This is a genomic window from Steroidobacter sp., assembly GCF_036402275.1.
GTDB lineage: Bacteria > Pseudomonadota > Gammaproteobacteria > Steroidobacterales > Steroidobacteraceae > Steroidobacter.
In genome coordinates this window covers 542,782-564,900 of record NZ_DASWTF010000033.1, presented here as the reverse complement: position 1 = coordinate 564,900, position 22,119 = coordinate 542,782, and the positions used below count along the sequence as shown (strand labels likewise).

At 61.9% G+C, this 22,119-nt stretch carries 15 protein-coding genes; 7 read left to right on the top strand and 8 right to left on the bottom strand.

The features are described 5' to 3' along the window. On the top strand, positions 1-1,660 hold a 1,660-nt coding region (locus VGD45_RS17885), incomplete at its 5' end, for a condensation domain-containing protein (RefSeq protein WP_331156698.1). A gap of 6 nt (positions 1,661-1,666) precedes the next feature. Here the strand turns inward: VGD45_RS17885 and VGD45_RS17880 are convergent. From VGD45_RS17880 to VGD45_RS17850, 7 genes are all read right to left on the bottom strand, one after another. Beyond that, positions 1,667-3,013, bottom strand: coding sequence for an MATE family efflux transporter (locus tag VGD45_RS17880; protein WP_331156697.1), 1,347 nt, complete (start codon positions 3,011-3,013; stop codon positions 1,667-1,669). Positions 3,014-3,161: 148 nt separating this feature from the next. Further along, entirely contained in the window at positions 3,162-5,456 is a 2,295-nt protein-coding gene (locus tag VGD45_RS17875; protein WP_331156696.1) for a S9 family peptidase, read from the bottom strand. Positions 5,457-5,528: 72 nt separating this feature from the next. Beyond that, positions 5,529-6,707 (bottom strand): choice-of-anchor H family protein, encoded by a 1,179-nt coding sequence (locus VGD45_RS17870; RefSeq protein ID WP_331156695.1) that lies wholly within the window; start codon positions 6,705-6,707, stop codon positions 5,529-5,531. 105 nt (positions 6,708-6,812) lie between these two features. Then, on the bottom strand, positions 6,813-7,754 hold the full coding sequence (locus VGD45_RS17865; protein ID WP_331156694.1) for a phosphatidate cytidylyltransferase: 942 nt from the start codon (positions 7,752-7,754) through the stop codon (positions 6,813-6,815). A 4-nt stretch (positions 7,755-7,758) separates the two neighbouring features. After that, complete coding sequence (locus VGD45_RS17860) at positions 7,759-8,373, bottom strand: lysophospholipid acyltransferase family protein (RefSeq protein ID WP_349263287.1); 615 nt, start codon at positions 8,371-8,373, stop codon at positions 7,759-7,761. A gap of 5 nt (positions 8,374-8,378) precedes the next feature. Further along, positions 8,379-9,017, bottom strand: coding sequence for a CDP-alcohol phosphatidyltransferase family protein (locus tag VGD45_RS17855; protein ID WP_331156692.1), 639 nt, complete (start codon positions 9,015-9,017; stop codon positions 8,379-8,381). Positions 9,018-9,129: 112 nt separating this feature from the next. Further along, entirely contained in the window at positions 9,130-10,839 is a 1,710-nt protein-coding gene (locus VGD45_RS17850; RefSeq protein WP_331156691.1) for a GMC oxidoreductase, read from the bottom strand. Between the two features lie 120 nt (positions 10,840-10,959). On the opposite strand from VGD45_RS17850, the gene VGD45_RS17845 reads away from it, so the two are divergent. Continuing rightward, positions 10,960-11,121, top strand: a complete 162-nt coding sequence (locus VGD45_RS17845) for a hypothetical protein (RefSeq protein ID WP_331156690.1) — start codon at positions 10,960-10,962, stop codon at positions 11,119-11,121. A 381-nt stretch (positions 11,122-11,502) separates the two neighbouring features. Here VGD45_RS17845 and putA read toward each other — a convergent pair whose 3' ends face one another. Further along, on the bottom strand, positions 11,503-14,655 hold the full coding sequence (gene putA, locus VGD45_RS17840) for a bifunctional proline dehydrogenase/L-glutamate gamma-semialdehyde dehydrogenase PutA (protein ID WP_331156689.1): 3,153 nt from the start codon (positions 14,653-14,655) through the stop codon (positions 11,503-11,505). A 105-nt stretch (positions 14,656-14,760) separates the two neighbouring features. Here putA and VGD45_RS17835 point away from each other — a divergent pair, with 105 nt between their 5' ends. The 5 genes from VGD45_RS17835 (at position 14,761) to VGD45_RS17815 (ending at position 22,112) form a co-directional block, all read left to right on the top strand. Next, a complete protein-coding gene (locus VGD45_RS17835; RefSeq protein WP_331156688.1) occupies positions 14,761-15,255 on the top strand; it encodes an Lrp/AsnC ligand binding domain-containing protein in 495 nt (164 codons plus the stop codon). A 96-nt stretch (positions 15,256-15,351) separates the two neighbouring features. Further along, complete coding sequence (locus VGD45_RS17830; RefSeq protein ID WP_331156687.1) at positions 15,352-16,227, top strand: CoA ester lyase; 876 nt, start codon at positions 15,352-15,354, stop codon at positions 16,225-16,227. A gap of 330 nt (positions 16,228-16,557) precedes the next feature. Beyond that, the gene (locus VGD45_RS17825) at positions 16,558-18,921 is read left to right on the top strand and encodes a sodium:solute symporter (RefSeq protein WP_331156686.1); all 2,364 of its coding nucleotides are present in this window, start codon (positions 16,558-16,560) and stop codon (positions 18,919-18,921) included. A 4-nt stretch (positions 18,922-18,925) separates the two neighbouring features. Beyond that, positions 18,926-19,813, top strand: coding sequence for a LysR substrate-binding domain-containing protein (locus VGD45_RS17820; protein ID WP_331156685.1), 888 nt, complete (start codon positions 18,926-18,928; stop codon positions 19,811-19,813). 112 nt (positions 19,814-19,925) lie between these two features. Further along, entirely contained in the window at positions 19,926-22,112 is a 2,187-nt protein-coding gene (locus tag VGD45_RS17815; protein WP_331156684.1) for a TonB-dependent receptor, read from the top strand. Positions 22,113-22,119 lie beyond the last annotated feature (7 nt).

Genomic DNA, 22,119 nt, shown 5'->3' with positions numbered 1-22,119 from the left:
AAATCCCCAGGAGCGATCGGAGGAGATGGGCGAGTACGTGGCGCCGCGCACGCCGACCGAGCGCGCGCTGGCCGAGATCTGGACCCAGCTGCTGCAGGTCGATCAGGTCGGTGTTCAGGACAACTTCTTTCAGCTCGGCGGACATTCATTGCATGGCGTAAAGCTAGCCGCGCGAGTGGCCGAGCGGTTCAATGTGAACTTGTCCACGGTGGCCGTCTTCCAGCATCCAACGATTCAGAAACTGGCCGAGGATGTAGATTTACTGAGATCGACGGCGGAGCCGGACAGAGTCAGATCGGCCACGAACAGCGCGTCGACCGGCGCCATCGACTGTGCGCCGTTGTCGTTCTCACAGATGGCGTATTGGAATTATTTTCGGCTGCACGGTCCACGGTACGAAGGGCGTTCCGTGCGACTGGTGACCACGGGCAAGCGTCTGCAGGGACCATTCGACACGGAGGCGTTCAACCGCGCGCTCGGCGAAATCGTTCGAAGGCACGACGCGCTTCGCACGACGATTGAAAGTCGAAACGGAAGTTTGGTGCAGAAGGTGGCTGAGCCCGGTGCAACCGATTACCTGTTCCACGATCTCAGTGCCATCGCTGTAGATCGGCGCGAGCAGCAGGTCCTTCGTTCGATCGACGAGCTGGTGCTCGAGCCGATCGATCTTGCTGTCGGCCCGCTGTTCGGCGTCCGGCTGATCAGGTTGGGCGACGCTGAGCACATCCTCATCCTGGCGATGGATCACCTGGTGTCGGATGGCACGTCAATTTATATCCTTGCCAGAGATTTGCTGAGGGCCTACATGCAGGCGGCTCGCGGGATTCCGTTCGATTTTCCGGTCATTGGCATGCAGTTCCCCGAGTATGCGGTCTGGCAACGAGAGACACACGCCCGATGGCTCGACACGCATGGGGCGTACTGGAGTGAGCGTCTGGCGGGATGTGAACGGGGGCGGTTCCCACAAAGCAGTCGGACATCGCTCCAGGCGGCGCCTGGCTGGGGGCGTGTTCCGATGCTGATCGATCGGGAAATGAAATCGGCGCTGCTGGCCTGGTGCCGTGACCATCACACGACCCCTGTCATGGCGCTGTTCACGGCGTTCGCCGCTTTAGTGCTGCGCTGGTGCAAGACGACCGAGTACGTATTCGAGTATCAATCGAATGGGCGAGCCGGCCGCGAGGTCGAAAATACCATTGGCTTCTTTGCTTCTATTCTGCATTTGCGGATCCGATTGTCGGAGTCGGACCGCTTCGGTGACTTGCTCGATCGAGCGACGGACGTGTACTGCCAGGCGTACGAGCACGCCGACTTCTCATATCTCATGGCGCAACAGCCCAGGCCTGAGTTCAGCCGTAACGCGTCTTTCAACTGGACCCCGCGCGGTTCGAAGGTGGACTTGAGCGAGTTCGATGGCTCCGCGCCGAGGCTGCAAGTCACTTCGTTCGACTTTCCGAGCCCGACCTTGAGCCGGCTCGACATCGACTGTGAGCCGGGGGTGCAGCTACATGACACCGAGGAGGAAATCGTAGGGCATGTTTTCTTCCCGCTTGCACGGTTTCAGGTGGAGCTGATGGAGAAATTTGCCCGCGGGTTCTTGACCTTCGTCGACGCCATGATCGGAGAGTCTCGACGGCGCGTGCAGGACGTGTCGATGTAGCGTTCGTCAGGCGCCCTGCGGCCGCAGCCGACGCAGCTCGATCCTCAGCAGCGACAGACTGACGATCGCTTGCAGCGCGACGGACAGGATCGATGCATACCAGACGTGCTCGATGCGGAAGTGCGGCTGCGTGGAGAGCCAGAGCACGAGTGCGGCGAAAACGCAGAAGCGAGTGGCGGAGCTGAGCAGCGCTGGAACGGTATTACCCAGTCCCTGGAATGTCGTAGTGCAGGTGTACACCAGGCCCTGCGCGACGAATGTCCAAGATGTGAGTTGCAGGAATAGCGTTGCTACCGCCGCGCTCGAGGAGTCGGCCGAGAAGATTTTCAGGAACGCGTCCGTGTACCACTGCACGAGCGCGGTGATGGCCATCATCACGATCGTCCCGAGTAGCACGGCTGTTCGAATCGTTTCGTGAATACGCGCGCTGTTGCGTGCGCCGAAGTTCTGACCCACGATGGGACCGGCGGCCAGGGCAATGGCGAGGCCTGGCAGGAGGATTGCTTGCAAGACACGTGAGCCGATGCCGAAGCCGGCCTGAGCCGAGGCGCCAAAGTCTCTCACGCAGTAGTACACCACGGCGGCCGATGCGAAGGTTAGAGCGAACTCGCCTCCGGCGGGAATGCCGATCGCCAGAATGCGGCGCCAGTGGGAGACTTTGGGTCGCATGAGCGCGATAGCCAATCGCAGCGGCTGCCCTGGTCGAAGAACATAGATGGCCAGCGCAGCGGTACCCGCGGCCACGGAGATGCTGGTCGCCAACCCTGCGCCCCGTACGCCGAGTGCGATTCCCGTGAGCCAGCCGACGATGAGTATCGGCGCCAGGATCACATTCATGACCACGCTGAGCATCGTGATCGCGATAATCGGCTTGACGACGCCGGCGCCGCGCAGCGCCGATGCGACGGCGGTCCACGGCAGCATCAGTGCGTAGCCTGGAGCAACCCATAGAATGAAAGTTGTTCCAGCTTCGATCGTAGCCTGGTCGGCCGCAACCCCGTTCAGGTAAGGACCTATCGACAGCATGAGGAGCACCAGCACAGTGAAGCCACAGAGACCGGAGAACAACACTGACTGATTCAGTAACTCGTTGGCTGCAACCGCGTCTTTGCGGCCCAGCACATGCGCGACACAAGCCGTCGTGCCAACTCCCAGCACCTGGGCGAGCGCCGTCACGGCGAAAACCATATTGGAGGCGGCATTAGCTCCCGCCGTCGCCGCCACTCCGATCTTGGTCAGGAAATATAGATTGACGAGCTGATATGCGATCTGGCTGAACATGTTGGCCGCCAGCGGCAGCGCCATGCTCAGCAGATGCAGGGGAATGGAGTCCTTGGTGAAGTCCTTGATCATGGCGCATGCAACTCCGTTGCAGCGCCTATCACAGCAGGCTGGTGATAAAAAGCTATGGATCTTCGGCAGACGCGGTTTGCGCTTTATACCTGCACATCTGAATCTTGAACGCAGAGCGGTGCGCGATGCGACGGTATTCGTTGACGCCCTATGTGTGTCCGTCAGCTCCCCGACCGCCCCGCAGCGCCCGCATGAAGAACTCGAACTGACGCCTTTGCACGTACGGGATCGGGCCCGTCGATCGACCCACGCTGTGCTCGCCACCGGGCACCACGAGCAGTTCGAAATCTTTGTCGGCTTCGATCAGCGCGTCCACGACCTGCATCGTCGACGCCGGGTCCACGTTCGAGTCTTGCTCGCCGACGATCAACAAGAGCTGACCTTGTAGTTTCGCGGCGTGATCGACGCCGGAGGCGGCGGCGTAGCTCGCGTCGACTGGCCAGCCGAGCCATTGCTCGTTCCAACTGATTTTGTCCATGCGGTTGTCATAGCACCCGGCGTATGCCACGGCGGCTTTATAAAACTCAGGATGAAACAACAGCGCATTGAGCGCGCTCTGGCCGCCGGCGGACGCGCCGTAGATGCCGACGCGGCCGATGTCATAGGAAGGGTCGCGAGCGGCGAGCGCCTTGTGCCAGAGAATGCGATCGGGGAAGCCGGAGTCGGCGAGATTTTTCCAGGCGACGTCGTGAAATGCCTTGGATCGGTTGGCGGTGCCCATGCCGTCGATTTGCACGACGATGAAGCCGAGATCGGCCTGCGCCTGCATGCCGATCGCCTTGTCGCCGCCGGAATGGAAGCCGAACGGCCAGAAGCTTTTCGGCACGAAGCTGTCGTGCGGGCCGGCGTAGATGTTTTCGATCACCGGATATTTTTTGGCGGGATCGTAGTTGCGCGGGCGTACGACCAGGCCCCAGATATCAGTGACGCCATCGCGTCCCTTCGCAACGAAGGGTTCTGGCGGCCGCCAGCCGGCGGCGGTCAAGCGTGAGATGTCGCCACGTTCGAGTGTCGTGATCAGCGTGCCGTCCGCACGGCGCAGCTCCGACACCGGCGGCAGATCGACGCGCGAGTAGGTATCGACATAGACGGACATGTCGGGCGCGAACCGCACCTCGTGCGTGGCGTCGGCTGTGGTCAAGCGTGTGAGATTGGCGCCGTCGAAGTCGACACGGAATACGTGTTTGAAATACGGATCCTTACCGGTGTCCATGCCGCTCGCGGAAAACCAGATGCGTCGCTGCTCGTCGTCGACGTTGAGCACGTCCCGCACGACCCAGGGCCCACGAGTGATCTGCTTCAGCGCACCCGTAGCGGCATCCGCGAGATATAAATGTCGCCAGCCGTCGCGTTCGGAGATCCAAACGATCTCTCTCGCAGCGTCGCCGACATCGTGTCGATAGCGGCGGTCGGCATAGACAAACGTCTTCGCATCTTCGGTGATCACGGCCTTCGCAACGCCCGTCTGCCCGTCGACCTCGATCACGCGCGCCTGAGCGTGACCGCGTCGTTGATAATCGAACACGAAGGTGCGGCCATCCTTGCGCCATTCGGGCTGGGAAAGCTCGTAGGGATTGGGAAACAGAGCGTTGTCGATTTCGACGCGGCGGCGCTCGGCGACATGAAACAAGACGGGCTGCTCGAGGTCGGCCGGATCGCCGGGCTTGGGGTAGAGCTGCGTGCGCACTGCGGGTTGAAGCCGATCCGAAGGGGCTGCTTCGACACGAGTGACCATTCGGCGAAAGCCCGGCCGCACGCGATAGCCGACGAGTCGCGACGAATCGGGCGACCAGACGAGGGTCTCGGGATCGTAGAACTCGCCGGGAGTTCCGTCGGTGCCGAGCGCGATCGCATCCGTCGATCCCACGGCGCGCACGATGACATTGTCATCTTCGACAAGCGCTTCCCACTTACCGTCCGGCGATTTGCGCGGATGATTATCTGCTGGTACGTCCAAATCGCGGACCACGCCGAACGCCCGGGGGCGGTTTGTGTCTGCGGGTTGGGCTTTGTGACAAACATAGTTCACGATGCCACACGTCCAACGCTCGCCGCTGACCGTCACGGTGATTGCGCGGTTCTCATCGGCATATTCGAATGTTTCGAACGGCAGGCGCAGCGGTCCATAGCTCTGATGGGTCGCGTCGCTCAGCGCAGCAGCTAGCTTTTCCGCGTCGAATGGCGAGCGTCGCTTCAGCGTGCGCGCATCGACTTCGACGAAGGCGAAGCCGCCCTCGACCGTCTTGCGATAGTGAAACCGCTTGCCTTCATGACTCCATTCGGGGGGTTCGGCGACGTCTCGTGTCAGATACATCCAATCGTCGCGGAGAGCGACGGAGCGTCGTACGTCCGCCGTATCCGGAGCGGTGCCGACGGGTCCCGCCGCCAGCAGATCGGAAGATAACAACAGGGCGGCGAGGGAGACGACGGCGATGGCTCTCATGGGGTATATAGTATACCGTCTCGGAGCGCGCGAGCCATTCCCCAGCCCATCAATATGAGTTGGTAAGCGAGCTCAGCGGCGGATGGCGGCTCGACCGCTCACCCGCCGTCCGATCGCAAGTAACAGCATGGCCATCAGCAACCAGTGCGTCACAGCGCCGCCGCCTCGCTCGCGCGACGTTGTGTCTCCACCGCCGCTGGGCGGATTCGGCGTACCGACTCGCGTATCGCGCGCCTGATCTTCCAACGGAATGAGTGAGAGCTCGGGTCGCTCGCTGCCCGCCGAAGCCACCAGCCCGCCGGTTGCCGCGTCATGCAGATCGATCTGCACGTCGTAGAAAGCGGTCGGGTAACCGCTGATCCAATCGGCGGTCAAGCTGTACACGTCCTCCGAGCCGCTGGAGTCGACGAGGAAATCTTCCGAGACGTGTTCCTCGATCCATTCGCCGCCCTGCGGCCGCACCCAGAACTTGGCGTAAACAAACGTGCCGTCGAAATCCGCGTCCGGATCGAACGTGATGCGGAAGCGGGAGAAGTGGTCGTCGCCGTCGGAGTCGATCAGCAGGGTGGTGCTCACGTTGCCGATGGAGTAGCCAGGAATATCGATCGCCACGTCCAGGCCGGCTTCTTCCAGCGGCAGGTCGAACAAATCCACGTCGTCGTTGTGATCGATGGTGGCGACGATACCGTCGAAGCCGACTTCGTACAGATCGATGAGGATGTCGTATTCGCTGGTCGCGAAGCCGTCGTCCAATGTCGTGGTCACGAAGTAGTCGTCGTCGTCCGACTGACCGTAGATCCAGAAGTCATCGGTGGTGTGATACAGCTGCCAGTCCACTTCGCCGACGCGGCGGAAATACAGCGCCGCGTAAACCAGCGCGTCGCCGATCTCAGAGTCCGCGTCGAAGCGGATCTGAAATTCGCTGTGATAACCGTCTCGATCGCGGTCGAGGCGCAGCTGACTGCCGGCTTCGAAAATAGAGAAGTAACCGGCGCGACTCGATATCGCTTCAGCTATCGCGGGCCGGGTCGTTTTCGCCTGTGCTTTAGTTTGAGCGGCTTTGGCGTTGGTGTGGAACTTACCGGACTTGGCGCTCGTCGTGGCTTCTGGCTTGCTGCGAGTGTAGTTCGACACCCGCCCTTCCTCGAGCACTGGCGGCGCGTCGGAGACTCGTCCCTCCCCGGCAGACGCCGGTTGACCGAGCATCGAGACGGAAAACATCAACACGCCGGCGGCGATCGCGGATTTCATGGCTGCCCCAAACAGCTCGTCCTGGCTGCCATCTCAACGCCGCGCCACTTAATGCACGATGAATGCTTCCGTTCAGGCGCCGCTCAGGTTGAAAGCGACGACAGATTAAGTGAAGAAAAACCGCACGATGTGGAAGAACACCGGCGCGGCGAAGCTCACCGAGTCCATGCGATCCAGCATGCCGCCGTGGCCTTCGATCATGACGCCCCAATCCTTCGCGCCAAGGCCGCGCTTCATTGCCGAGAGCGTCAGTCCGCCGAGTACGCCAGCCACGACGATAACGAACGAAATCGCCAGCGCCTGCGGCCACGTGAAGGGTGTGATCCAGGCGAGCGAGCCGCCGATCAGCGTGGTTGTTAAACTACCACCGACCAATCCCTCGACGGTCTTCGAAGGGCTGACGACCGGCGCGAGCTTGGTGCGGCCGAACAGCTTGCCGAACACGTACTGCAAGACATCGCTCAGCTGCACGATCAGCAGCAGGTAGAGCAGCAACAACGCGTTCGAGTTCTCGTAGCCTGGAATCTTCAATAACAAGAGAGCCGGGGCGTAACTGATGCAATAGACCGTGATCATCGCCGCCCACTGCAGCTTGGCGGACCGTTCGAGGAACTCGTGCGTGTCGCCGGCGAAGGTTGCTATGGCGGGAAGCAACAGAAAGCCGTACACCGGAATGAAAATGGCGAACGTGCCGTACTGGTTATACGCAATCAACAAGTATTGCGCCGGAAGAATGACAAAAAACGCGAGCACCAGCGGCATGTAGTCGCTGTGACGCGTGGGCGTGAGCGTGATGAATTCACGAAGGGCGAAGAACGATACGAACGCGAACACGATCAGCGTCGCGGTCTCGCCCAATGCAAACGTAACTGCGAGCACGGCGATCATGACCCACCACGCATTGACGCGGGCCTTCAAATTCTCGACCGTGGCGCGACCACCGTCGGATTGCACGCGTCTGCCGAGAATGGCGCCGGCCGTCGAGGCAACGATCAGCAGCGCGATGACTCCACCGAATACCCAGATGATTTTCTCTTGCGGCGTCATCGGCTCAGGCTCCGACGTGACCGGCGAGTTTGACGACCTCGCCGCGCGCACGATCGAGAAACGCTTCCTTGGTCTCGTCGGCAGCCAGGGCCATGGGCGCCCCGAAACGCACCGTGCACGTCATTGGAATGGGCAACTTGGCGCCCTTGGGCATCGCACGGTGCAAGTTCTCCAGATACACCGGCACGAGTTGAGCATTTGGAAACTGAGCGGCCAGATGATAGAGGCCGCTTTTGAACGGCCCCGGCAAGGCGGTGGCACCTCGCGTTCCTTCCGGAAAGATGATCAGCGACTCGCCGAGTTGCAGCGTCTCGATCAACGGCGCCAGCGGATTCGCATTCGGATCGGAACGAGAACGATCGATCAGCACCGCGCGCAAGGTCTTCGTCGCGATATAGCGGCGCAAGCCGCTGCCCCAATAGTCCATCGCGGCCACCGGATGCGTGATGTTGCGAAGGCGGAGCGGCAACGCAGCCCAGATGGCGACGGTGTCGATGTGACTGGTGTGATTGGCGAAATAAATTCGCTGGGTCGGCTCGGGTCCGCAGCCAATCCAGCGCGGGAAGGCTCCCACGAGCAGCTTTGCGATCCCTGTTAAAGCGAAGCTCGACGGACGCATTGTGATTACCGGGCTTGCAGTTGGCGCGCGATGGCGTTCAAACGAGTGATGCAAGTGATGACCGAGCCCACTGCGATCACCCAGGATCCGAGCAATAGCGCCCATCGCGATTGCCAGAGCCACCACTCCACCGCGCCGATCACGCAGGCGAGAGTCATGACCGCCATGCGGTGCTGTTTCGCCATGGGGCCGCGAAAATCCTGAGGCAATCCCAATGACCCGCCCAGCACGCGAATGTATGCAGTGACCGCGGCGGCGAGGGCGCCGAACCAGCCAAGAGCCGGCTCACCCACGGCGTATCCCAACGCCACGATGAACAACGAATCCGCCAGCCGATCCGGAACTTCGTTGAACAGCCCGCCGGTGGCGGACTGCCGCTGACCTTCGATGGCCACCATGCCATCGAGCAGATTGCACAATAACCGGAGCTGCACGCACGCCGCGGTTCCCAACAGGCCGGCCGCATTCGGCAGCCCGATCAGCAACGCCGCTCCGAGCGCGGCAAACACGACGCTGACCACCGAAATGGCATTGGGTGAAACCCCGAGCCGGATGAGGACGCTGGTGAGAAAGCGTGCCCACTCGGTCGAGCGCGAGGTCAAAGGCCGGCGATTGGCGATCTGTTCGGATTCGGCGCGGGTCATCGAACGGAAGGGCGTTCGGAGTTCTTATTGCCGAACTAGGCTGACATAACCGCTCCTGAAGCGAAAGCCCCGGCGAGCCGTCCTTTGGTCCAATGACGGGCGTACTAATGGTCTAGCTTTGAACCACTGCCTCCGCCACGCGTCGGGCCAGGGTAAGGCCTGTCAATACTGGGTTCGCCGAGCCGCCGGTCGGAAACAGAGATTGATCGCACGCGTAGGCGTTGCCGATGTGATGAAAGCGGCCATTGGGGTCTGTGACCGAGGTCGCGGAGTTGTCGCCCATCCATAACGTTCCGCACTCGTGATAAGTGGTGCCCAGGCCGCGATGCCATTCTGGGAACGGACGATTCAAGGGCGGCGGAGCGGAGTGCCAGGCGTTGTCGTAGAGATATTGGATATTGCCGGCGCCGCCGGCCAGATTCTGCGAAAGCGCGATCGCGGCTTCATCCATCGCTTGCCAAAGCTGCAGGTCGTTCGGCGCCAGCGCCAGATGCACCCAGGCGCGAGGCACGCCGAATTCGTCGGTTTCATACGGGCTCAGATTCATCCAGCTGCCGGCATGCGGGATGGCGGAGTTGCGGTCGCCCTTCATCTCGGCGATGCCTCGCAGCGTGATCGCTACCCACTCGCTGTCATGGTTGGCGAGAATCTGCTGGAGCGAATCGATGTCGGGGACCATGCGGAACAGCAGCTCATCCGACTGACTGTGCTGATTCGCGGCGGCTGTGACCTGCAAATGAAACACTCCGTTGGCCGTCGCGCCGCGCACGATCAAGGCTGCCGTCTGTAAGTGAATGGGCAGCGCTCCGAAAACCGCGCGGCGAATGCGCACGGTGAAATCGCTGCGCGTATGGACCATCAAGTTACGACCCATCAACGGCGTCGGGAACGAGCGTAACGCCAGGCGCGTCGACTCGATCGTGCTCATGGCGAGAATCACTTTGCAGTTGGAAGGCAGCACCCAACGTTCCTGAGCGCCGTTGACGTGCGCCTGAAGCGCAGTGACGCGCCCTTGATCGACTTCCAGATGAGTGACATGCGCATGAGGCACGAGGAACAGACGCCTCGCTGCATCGTTCGCGCCCGAGCGTTCCGCGTCTTCTCGAATCGCATCGACGAGCAAAGGACAGGCGCTGAATTTGTCGAAGCTGAAAAGACCCGAGGCCGGCGGCGAGCCTTGCACCGCAAGCGGTGCGGGCGCGACGCTGGCGGCATCGATGTTGGGCGTGAGCGGCGCTGCGATTTGCACGGCTGCGAGTAACGCGTCGTAAAGAGGGCCAGTGATGAAATCGGCGGTCTGCGTCACACCCGTGTCATCTTCGACGAAGGGATACGCCGTGCTTAGAAAGTTTGTCACCGCGCCGGGCCACTGCGCCAGATCCGCCGTCGTCATCCTCGGGCACCAGCCGCCCCAGTACAGAGATTTGCCGCCGACGCAGTACGCCAGACCGGGAAATTGATCGTTGCCGCGCCAGGGGATGCCCCAGACATGTTCTCGCGCCTGGCCCGACTCCTGGCCAGGCCAGATCGGCGAAGGAACATTCAATCCGATGCGGGCGAGGTTTTGCACGTGCTCCGAAACCAGGAAGCTGCCAGCTTCGAACACCAGCACGCGCTTACCCATGCGATACAGCCGCTGCGCGCAGTACGCGCCATACATCCCGGCGCCGATGACGACCGCGTCGAACGGCGGACCGCCGGAGTCCACGGCTTCGCGCCACAAACTACAGATGTATCGGCCGAGTACGTCGATCGCGAAAGTGGTCCGTTGAACTGGAACGGTTTCGGCGGTCGGCTGCAGACGAGCGAGATTGCCAGGCATGATGACTCCCTCGGTTCGATGGCCCGCGCAGTTAAGCACCGGAGTGGCGCGAGCTCAATTAGGGTTTCGCTGCCGGCCTTGCCATGCAACGCGGTAGTGCAAAGAACCTCTAGGAACCTCATGGAAAGAACGACCGTGCTCGCTGCGTGGGACGCTTCAGTCGCAGCGCTTGCTCCGATTGTCGATTCGTTGCTGCCGAGCGCGCTCGATCTTGTGCATCGGATGATCGAGCTGCGCGATGGAGCTGCCAGCGACGAAACGTTCCGCCGGTGCGACGAATGACGAATCAACTCGTCACGCCGCGCGGATACTTGCCCCACGGAGCAGAGCGTTCATCACATTTATATAGGCGCCGCGTGGCCGGCTGATTATTTCCGACTCACCTGAGCGACGAGGTGAGTCCGATGATTTCCCGAACACGGTTGTATGTGAGCGCCATTCTGCTGAGCGCGACGATGGCGGCGTGCACGCCCGCGCACTTTGTGCAACGGCCGCAGTCAGCGCCGCTGCGATGCGAGGTCCGGGTGTGCACGAATGCAGGCAGCCTGCAGCGATGTGGCTGTGGTTCTAGCGAGCAAGTGAGGCGAAAGTTGCGCGAGACGGGGTGGCTGGAGCTCTAAGGAGTGAGAGGAGCGGCGGAGAATACGCGCCGCTCCTTTTACATTACGAGCCGAGCGACAGCAGCTTCGCATTACCACCCGTCGCGACCGTGTTGACGGTGAGCGTGCGCTCGGTGGCGAAGCGGAACAGGTAGTGCGGGCCGCCGGCCTTCGGGCCGGTGCCGGAGAGGCCTTCGCCGCCGAACGGTTGGACGCCGACGACGGCGCCGATCATGTTGCGATTGATGTAGATGTTGCCGACGGCCGCTTCGGCGACGATCTCTTGCCACACGCTTTCGATGCGGGTGTGAACGCCGAGCGTGAGGCCGTAGCCGGCTTCGCGAATGGCGGCGAGTACGTCGCTGAGTTTGTCGCGCTTGTAACGCACGACGTGCAGGATCGGGCCGAACTCTTCGCTGGTGAGTTGACGCGCATCGCTCAGTTCGAGCATGCGAGGTGCGAAGTAACTGCCCTCGGTGCGAACCTGATTCAGCGCGCACTGCTTGAGAAGCTTGATGCCCTTCTGCTGAACTTTCTGGCTGTAGTCTTCCAGCTTGGACGCGGCGCCGGCGTTGATCACGGGGCCCACGTCGGTGGAGGGCACCGAAGGATCGCCGATGTGCAGCTCATCCATGCCGCCGGCAATCAGCTCGATCAGCCGATCCGCCACTTCATCCTGCACGAACAGCAGGCGCAGCGCCGAGCAGCGCTGACCGGCAGAGGTGAAGGCGGATGTCAGCACGTCATCGGCGACCTGCTCGAGCAGCGCTGACGAATCGACGATCATCGCGTTGATACCGCCGGTCTCGGCGATCAGCGGCACGATGGCGCCGTCGCGTGCGGCCAGCGCGCGATTGATGAACTGCGCGGTGCCGGTCGAGCCGGTGAAGCACACGCCACCGAGCGCCGGATGTTTGAAGGCGACTTCGCCGAACAGCTTGCCGGCGGCCGGAACGAAGTGCAGAACGTCCTGAGGCACGCCGGCCTCATGTAGCAGACGAACGGCGAGGGCGGCGACCAACGGAGTCGCTTCGGCGGGCTTGGCAACCACGCTGTTGCCAGCGACCAATGCGGCCGTCACCTGACCCAAGAAAATGGCCAGCGGGAAATTCCACGGGCTGATGCAGGCGAACACGCCGCGACCACGCAGGCTCAGCTTGTTGTCTTCACCCGTCGGTCCCGGCAGCGCCAACGGCTCGGCGAAATGTTCGCGCGCCTGCGCCGCATAGTATCGACAGAAGTCTTCAGCCTCGCGAACCTCGGCGATCGCGTCCGGCAGCGTCTTGCCCGCTTCTTTGACGAGCAGTCGCACCAGCTCGGCGCGATGTGCGCGCAAGCCTTCAGCCGCGGCAACCAAACAAACGGCCCGATGAGTCGCACCGGCATCGTCCCAAGCCTTGCGGGCCTGACCTGCTTTGTCGAAAGCCAGCGCGATGTCTTCGCGCGTCGCATTGCTCACGTAACCAACGAGCTCGCTGCGGTTCGCCGGATTTCTCACTTCCGTCGGCGACGACTGAATCTTGCCGGCGAGCGTCGAAGGCGCGGCGATCGGCAGCTCGCCGGTCTTCTGCAGCGACGCGATCTGCTCGGCGAGCTGCTGAGGATTGCCCCAGTCCACGCCGGCGGAATTCTCACGGGATTCGCCGTACAGTTTGTTCGGCAGGGGAATATGCGGGTTGGTCATGCTGTCTGCCGACTGCAGGGCTGCAATCGGATCCTCCACTACGGTATCAACGGGGACGCTTTCATTCATGAAGCGGTTTACGAACGAGCTGTTCGCGCCATTCTCGAGCAGTCGGCGCACGAGATAAGACAGGAGATCCTCGTGAGGACCGACCGGCGCGTAAGTGCGAACGCGCGGGAAGCCTTCAATCTGTTTCTTGACTTCGTCGTGCAGCAGTCCGCCCATGCCGTGCAGACGCTGGAACTCGAACTTCGCGCCAGGCGGGCGTAGCTCCAACACTGCAGCGATGGTGTGCGCGTTGTGAGTCGCGAACATCGGGTAGATCACGTCGCGATGTTTGAACAGCCGCTCGGCGCAGGCGAGATAGGAAACATCCGTCGACACCTTGCGCGTGAAGACGGGATAGGAAGTCAGGCCGCGCTCCTGCGCTCGCTTGACCTCGGCGTCCCAGTACGCGCCTTTTACCAAACGGATGCAGATGCGACGTCCCGTGGCGCGGGCGAGCGAGGCGCCCCATTCGATGACCAGCGGCGCGCGCTTGCCATAAGCCTGAATGACGATGCCCAGTCCCTGCCAGGACTGCGTCGTCTTGTCGCGAGCCAGCGCTTCGAACACGTTCAGCGACAGATCCAGGCGATCGGCTTCTTCGGCGTCGATGGTGAAACCCACGTCGGCCGCGGCCGCGCGACGCGCGAGATCGGTGACGATCGGGGCGAGCCGGGACATGACCAGACCTTCGTGCATCAAGTCGTACTTGGGTTCGAGCGCCGAGAGCTTCACCGACAGGTTGGAGCGCTCGTCGATGGGTGTGCCCTTCCGTTGCGAGCCAATGGCGTCGAGCGCCTGCTCGTAGGATTTGCGATAACGCACGGCATCCGCCCAGGTGCGGGCGCCTTCGCCCAACATGTCGAACGAACACAGCGAGAGCTCGGGCGTCTTGGCCGAGCGAGCCAGTGCTTCTTCGATCGTCCGGCCGACCACGAACTCGCCTCCGATGATGCGCATGGCCTGGCGGAACGCGGAACGCAGAACCGGCGCGCTAAGTCGACGCGACAGGCCTTGCAACCAGGAAGCCGTTTCTTCACGCGCCTGCTTCGGGGGCTCGATCAGCCGACCGGTGAGCATGAGACCCCAAGCGGAAGCATTCACCCAGATCGACGACGACGCGCCGGCATGCGCCGACCAGTTGCCGGACGCGATCTTGTCGGCGATCAGCCGATCGGCAGTCTCATCGTCAGGAATGCGCAGCAGGCCTTCGGCCAGGCACATCAACGCCACGCCTTCCTCGTTCGACAGCGCGAATTGCTGGAGGAACGAGTCCAACAGCGGCCGGTCTTTAGCGCGGGCGCGAGCGCCCGTGACTAGCGCGGTTGCTCGCGCCTTGGCGCGTGAGCGGGCATCCAACGACAGGCTGGAGCTCTTGAGCAGGGCCTTCACGCACGTGGTTTCGTCTTGGAGCGTGGCGCTTCGGATCTGCTCGCGCAGCTCTTCGAGGGGCGGCGGGGAGGGAATGGCTGAGGATTGGGCGACCATGATGGGCGGATTCAGGGCGTACGGGGGGCTTGTGCTAACTGGGACGAAAGCACTAGCGTATTGGGCCGACGCCCGTCGAAACGACTTAAAAAGGGGGCTAAATCCGTGAAATCAACTAGCTCAGGTGCGGGCCTGATCCTGGACAAGCTGGACCAGCGCATCCTCGGTCGTCTGCAGGAGGACGGCCGCATCTCCATGGCGCAACTCGCCAGGGAACTGCACATCAGCGTCACGCCGGCGGTCGAGCGCGTCCGGCGGCTGGAAAAGCACGGCTATATCGTCGGCTACCGCGCCGACCTTTCGCCCACGCACCTCGGCCAGAACCTGCTGGCTTATGTGCAGGTCGCGCTCGATCGCACCACGCCGGAAGTGTTCGATCGTTTCAGAACGGCGGTGGAAGTACTGGACTTCGTGCAGGAGGCGCACATGGTCGCAGGTGGCTTCGACTATCTATTGAAGATCCGCGTCCGTGACATGAAGGAGTACCGCAACGTGCTCAGCAGTCACATCGCGTGTATCAAGGGTGTGCAGCAGACTCACACCTATTTTGTGATGGAAGAGGTCAAGAGCTCGAGCAAGGTGCGCGTGCCGGCCCGATGATTCGCCCCGGGGCTGACAGCGGGGCTGACAAACAACTTTTGCTTCTTTCTATAGCAAGCAGATCTGCGGCCGAATCGTGTTATCTGATCGGCCATCATGCGCAGCAAGTTATTCGTCCCGGGCGCGCGGCCGGAATTGTTCGGCAAGGCGCTGGCGTCGGCGGCCGACGCCATTTCGATCGATCTGGAAGATGCGGTCGTCGAATCTCGCAAGAGCGACGCGCGTGCGGCCGTGGGCGAGTTCCTGCGCTCGAGCGATTCGCAGGCGTCCGGCAAAGCCATCATCGTGCGAGTCAACGCGCTTACGACGTCGCACTTCTCCGCCGACGTGTACGCGATCGCTTCAACGAATCTCACGTTGATCAACGTGCCCAAGGTGGAAGCGGCGTCCGAAATCGATGAGGCCGTTGCAGTCATCGACCGTGCGTTCACGGATGCGGGATTGCGTCCTAGCCTGCGCATTCTGGCGAATATCGAATCGCCAAAAGGGTTACGACACGCGGCCGAGATTGCCGCGCATCCGAGAGTCGCCGGGCTACAGCTGGGATATGCGGATCTGTTCGGGCCGTATGGCATCGAACGTCGCGATCCGCGGCATGTGTACTCGGTGATGTTCGCTGTTCGCATGGCCGCGGCTGAAGCGGACGTGTTCGCTTACGACGGCGCGTTCGCCGACATCAAAGACACCGAAGGTTTTCGCGCCGAGGCCGGCATGGCGAAGCGGCTCGGATTTCTGGGCAAGAGCTGTATACATCCCAGCCAGATCGCTCTGGCCAACGAAGTGTTCCGACCAGGCGACGCGGAGATTCAGCAGGCGGAGCGATTGCTCGATGCCGCCCGTCATGCCACAGCCAATGGCGCCGGCGCTTTTCTGCTGGACGGTCGCATGATCGATACACCGGACATCCGCCGCGCCGAGCAGATCGTCGCAGGTACGAAGATCTCTCCATCAGCCTCCCGCAGGGAAAAATAAAAAAATTGAGTTCCCCCTCCCGTTCGGGAGGGGGTTAGGGGGTGGGTCTTCTGGCTCGCCAGCCGCCGACGCGATTGATCAAGCACCACGCCGGCGCGCCGAAGTCACCACAACAAACAAAAACTTCGGTGTGAAATCACCATTGCATGGTTTTCGTTTCGATTGGATTGCACCACACTCGGGCACACTGAGCTCGCGTCACATCGGCGCTGCTGATTTCGATTGGGGGGATGATGGCCGGCGGGTGTTGAGCCCACCGCACCGTCGATGACAATGATTCGCGCCGTCCGGCTCCTATTAATAAGTGTGCTCCTGCTCCTGGCGGGCACAGTGGCGACGCGAGCGGAAAATCTCGTCGATCTCGATATTCAGTCTTTGCCGGCCGCGCCGCCGGAGGCCGTCACGCATCTGCTGACGGTCGACGGGACGCTGGTCGCGTGGGGCGCTTCGGGCATATGGCGGCTGGATCAAGATCAGCAATCCTGGCGGCGTCTGCGTGAGCAGAGCGATGCCGCCGTGCTTGGCGCGGCAGGTGATGGTCAGGCTGCCTATGTGCTCCTGGGTTCAGACGCTCACGGCCCAGTCGAGCGCATCGAATCGTTCTCACTGAGCGGGGCAGCGCGATTGTCTGTGCCGCCATTACCCGCGCCACTGTTCTCGGCGCGCGCGGCCGTCGCAGGATCCAAGTTGTGGATCGTAGGTGTCGATGCCGATCGAGCGCGCCGGTTCTTCGAAATCGACGTCAGCGCCGCGCAACCGGCGTGGATGACTCACGCACCGTGGCCGGGATTGGTCGACGAGGTTACGTCAGCGGCGGAGCAGACTAACGCGTTGATCATCACTCTGCGTGGCGTAGGCCGAACCGACCGGATCCTGCAATGGAAGGCCGAGGAAGGCTGGAAGGATCGAGGCACGGCGCCGGCGGCGTTGGTCGCGGGTTCGGCGAGCGCGCTCGGTCAGGCTCACGTGCTCTATGTTTCGAGCACGCTGCCAGCGAGCGTCATTTCATTTCATACCATCACGGGTTCGTGGGCGACTCTCGCTGAAGCGCCGAGCGCCACGAAAATCAGTGCAGCGACCGGTTGGCAGAATGGCATCGTGTGGCTGCGAGCCAGCGAAGACGGTACTCAGCAACTAACGTCCGCCCAAGTCCGCACCACCAAGCTGCTGTTGCAGCCGCTCGACTGGGTGATGATCATCGTTTATCTCGTGTCCATGATCGGCATGGGCATGTATTTCTATTTGAAGGAGAAGCGCAATTCGACCGCCGACTTCTTCGTCGGCGGCCGCAAGATTCCGTTCTGGGCCGCAGGCGTCAGTCTGTACGCGGCCAACACCAGCTCGATCAGCTACATCGCCATTCCGGCCAAGTCGTTCGAGACCAACTGGCAATATCTCACCAACAACCTGATCGCCGTGCTCGGGCTGATGTTCGTCGCCGTGTGGATCGTGCCGCTGCTCCGGCGGCTCAATCTCATGTCGGTGTTCACCTACTTAGAAACACGCTTTCATCCGGTCATTCGCACGCTGGCCAGCGGGCTTTGCATCCTGATGCAGATCGGCGCGCGCATGAGTGTCATTCTGTTCCTGCCGTCGCTCGCCATCGCCACGACCACGGGCATCGCGGTCGAGTGGAGCATTCTGATCATGGGCGTGTTCACCATGATCTACACCGCCATGGGCGGCATGAAGGCGGTGATCTGGACCGACTTCGTGCAGCTCATCGTCAAGATGGGCGGCATCGTGTTTGCCATCGTGTTCATCGCCCTCATGGTGAAAGGCGGCTTCGGCGAAATGGCGGCCATCGCCGCCGCCGAGAACAAAACCAAACTGTTCGACTTCAGCTTCGATCTCACCAAGGCGACGGTGTGGGGCTTCGTGTTCCTGGTGCTGTTCGACGTGGTGCTGACGTTCCCCAAGGACCAGGTGCTGATGCAACGGGTGCTGTCCACCGAATCGGCGAAGGAAGCGGGCCGTTCGGTGTGGACCCTGGCCGCCATCATGATTCCCGGCGGCTTCATGTTCTACATGGTCGGCACCGCGCTGTACGCCTTCTACAAAACGCATCCGGAGCGGCTCAACCCGCTGTTGCCCATCGACTCGATTTTTCCGCTGTTCATCGCGGCGGAGTTGCCGATGGGCGTGCGCGGCCTGATCATCGCGGGCATCCTGGCGGCCGCCATGGCCACACTGTCGAGCATCATGAACAGCGTCGCGACGCTTGCGTCCGTGGATTTCTACGAAAAGCTGGTCCGTAATCCCGATCCCAAACGCAGTGTGCGTTTCGCCGAATGGATGACGGTGGTCACCGGCCTGGCCGGCATGGGCCTGGCGTTGCTCCTGTCGCGCTATGACATTCATTCGTTGTTCGATGTCTCGATCGAGCTGGCCGGGCTGCTGGGCGGCGGCTTCGCGGGGGCGTATACGTTGGGCATGTTCACGCGGCGCGCGAACTGGCAGGGTGTGGCCATCGGCATCGGCAGCAGTATCGTGATTACCACGGTGGCGTGGTCCATGAATCTGGTGCATCCCTATTTCTATCTGGCCATTTCCATCCTGCTGTGTATTTGTATCGGCTATGTGGCCAGTCTGCTGTTTCCGGCGCCCACCGCGCAGACGCTGGAAGGGCTGACGATTTATGGGGCACGACGTGGCGCCGCCCCTCTCACCGGCGGGCTGATGCAGAACGAGTAACGTCTTGGATACGCAGTTCCTTCGCACGTTCGTGTCCGTCGTGGATAACGGATCGATGGCGGCGGCCGCCCGTCTGTTGAACATCACGCCGGCCGCAGTCGCTCAACAGATACGCACGCTGGAGCGGCAGATGGGCCAGTCGCTCATTGCGCGTGCCGGCCGGACCGTCAGTGTCACCGAAGCCGGTGCGCGCATCCTCGAGCGTGCGCGTGATCTGCTGAGAGACGCCGAAGATTTGAAGGCCGTCGCGAACGATGAAGGTGTCGCGGGCGAGTTGCGCCTCGGCGCTGGCACGACGGCGCTCACCGGCATATTGCCCGACATTCTCGGGCGCACCGTCGCCCGCTTCCCGCAGATCAGCGTGTTCATCCAGCCGGGCTACTCGGCTGATTTGTATCGTGCCGTCGAGAAAGGCGAGTTGGATGCAGCGGTGGTGCTCGAAGCGCCCTTCACGTTGCACAAGAGTTGTGGATGGTTGTTGTTACGAGAGGAGCCGCTGGTCGTGCTTGCGCCACAGAGCATGGCCGGTCGCGATCCGCACGAATTGCTGGCGAGTCAGCCTTTGGTGAGATATGACCGCAATCAATGGGGCGGCCGCAAGGCCGACGAGTACTTGCGAATGGTTGGCATCACGCCGCGCGAGCGCTTCGAGCTGAACGCGTTGAACGCCATCGCTGTCATGGTCGATCGCGGGCTGGGTGTGTCGCTGGTTCCCGATTGGGCGCGGCCCTGGCCGGAAGGTTTGAACCTGGTTCGCATCCCCTTGCCGCACGCCTCCGAGCCGCGTCGCATCGGCATCGTGTGGTCGCGAGCATCGGTCAGGATCCGATTGGTCAACGCCTTCGTGGAAGAGGCGCGCAAAGCCGCCACTCACGACGAGCAGAAGCAATAAAAAGTAACGTCTGAATATAGGTCGCCCGGATTGGTTTCGCCCGCCATTGGCACAGACTCTCAAGCCGCAGAGCACACGACAACCGCTCTCATATTCGAATTCGGGGGAGTCAATGAAAACTTATATCGGGAGTCGCATCCCGCTCGCGACCGGCTTGAGCTCGCTCGTGCTCGCGTCCTTCGCCACCAGCGCGCTGAGTCAGGACACTGCCAGCACCGGCGAGCAGATCGCCGAAGTGATCGTCACCGGCACGCGCGTGCCCAAGGCCGTCGACAAGATTCCTGGCGCCATCACCGTCATCGGTGAAGCCGAGCTGGCCCACACGCAGGCGGTGACTTTGGATGCAACAGCGGTGCTGTCGCGCACCGTGCCCGGTTACTCCGAATCCTCGCAAGCTATGAGCAACACCGGCGAAACGTTGCGTGGTCGTATCCCGCTGCGTCTGTTCGACGGCGTGCCGCAGGGTTCGCCACTGCGCGAAGGGACGCGCAACGGCACGTTTACGGACATGGGTATCGTCGAGCGCATCGAAGTGATCAACGGTCCTTCGGCGGCCGAGGGTATCGGCGCGGCCGGCGGCATCATCAACTACATCTCGCGCTCGCCCACCGAAGAGGGCACTGAAGTCGATCTGACGGCGCGCTACAGCAGCCAGTTCGAAAACGACGGCGACGATTGGAAGATCGGCGCGACGCTGACTCATAAGCAGGATCGCTTCGACGCCATCGCCGCGGTGTCCTATGTCGATCGCGGCATGACCTACGACGGCAACGGCCGCTCCATCGGCTTGAACACGAGCGGCTCGGTAGCCGACTCCGAATCCGAGAATCTGTTCTTCAAAGGCGGCATGAACTTCGGCGCCAACGATCAGCAGCGCCTGCAGTTGAGCGTCAGCCGATTCAATATCACGGCCAAGGGCAACTACATCCTGGTCGACGGGGATCGCACCACCGGCTTGACCAACACCTCGGTGCGCGGCCGGCCGCTGGGCTCGAAAACCGAGTTCAACGATTTCGATCAGGAAAGCCTGACCTACAGCCACAACGATTTATTCGGCGGTTCGCTCACCGTCAACGCATACCGCGCCGAGCAGGCGATGCGCTATGTGGCCGAGGATGGTCCGGATCGTCAGGATCCGTTGATCGCGCCGATCGGCACGTTGATCGATCAGTCCGAGATCCGCACGGAAAAGAAAGGTCTGCGCACCGCGTTTGCGCGCGGCAATTTGTTCAGCGTGTCGGGACTCGAGATCAATGCCGGCATCGACTTGACCGAAGACGTCGCCGAACAGCGCCTGGCGCTGACCAATCGCGTGTGGGTGCCGCCGATGGAATATACGAGCGTGGCGCCGTTCGCCCAGCTTTCCTATGACATCGGCCCGGTGACTCTCGCTGGCGGCGTTCGTCGCGAAGATGGCGAGTTGCAAGTCGACGACTACACCACGACCTGGGCGCGCGATCGGCGCTTCGTCGAGGGCGGCACGCTGAGCTACGAAGAGAATCTGCCGAACTTCGGCGTGGTCTGGCGCGTCGTGCCTGGGCTGTCGCTGTTCGCTTCGTACAGCAAAGGCTTCACGCTGCCCAACGTCGGCATTCCGCTGCGTAACGTGCAGTGCTCGAACGACACGCCCGAGGGCACTCAGCCCGACGGCTGTCCGAACGATCCGCAACAATCGGTCGATGGCATCCTCGATCTCGAACCCATCGTCGTCGACAACACCGAGGTGGGCTTCAACTGGCGTGGCTCGCGAATCAGCCTGGGTGGCTCGTACTACCGGTCCGATTCGGATTTCGGCGTGTCGCTGGCGGTCGATCCGGCGTCGGAAGATTTCATCATGTTGCGTCGGCCGGTGGAGATCGAAGGTTATGAATTCACCAGCGAATTCAAGATCACCGACACGTTGAGCGCCACGGCGCTGTACTCGCACACCGAAGGCATGACGCGCACGGGGAATAGCGGGCCGCTGGATCGCGAGATGGGTGTGAACGACATCACTCCCGACAAGATCGGCACCTCGCTGTCGTGGCAGTTCAACGATGCAGGCGACGTCACCGTCAGCTCGACGACTTATCTCGGCCGCGATCTCAACGAAGGCCGTCCGGGCGAAGAGCACACCAGCGGTTACACGTTGTTCGATCTCGGCGCGAACTATCGGTTCGGCAAGAGCCTGGTCACGCTCGGCGTCGAAAACGTCACCGACAAGTTCTACATCCTGAGCTGGGCGCAGGTGCCGGGCTTCCGCAACTACTGGTCGGGCCGCGGTCGCGTGACCTCGCTGACCTATACGATGAAGTTCTGAGTACGAG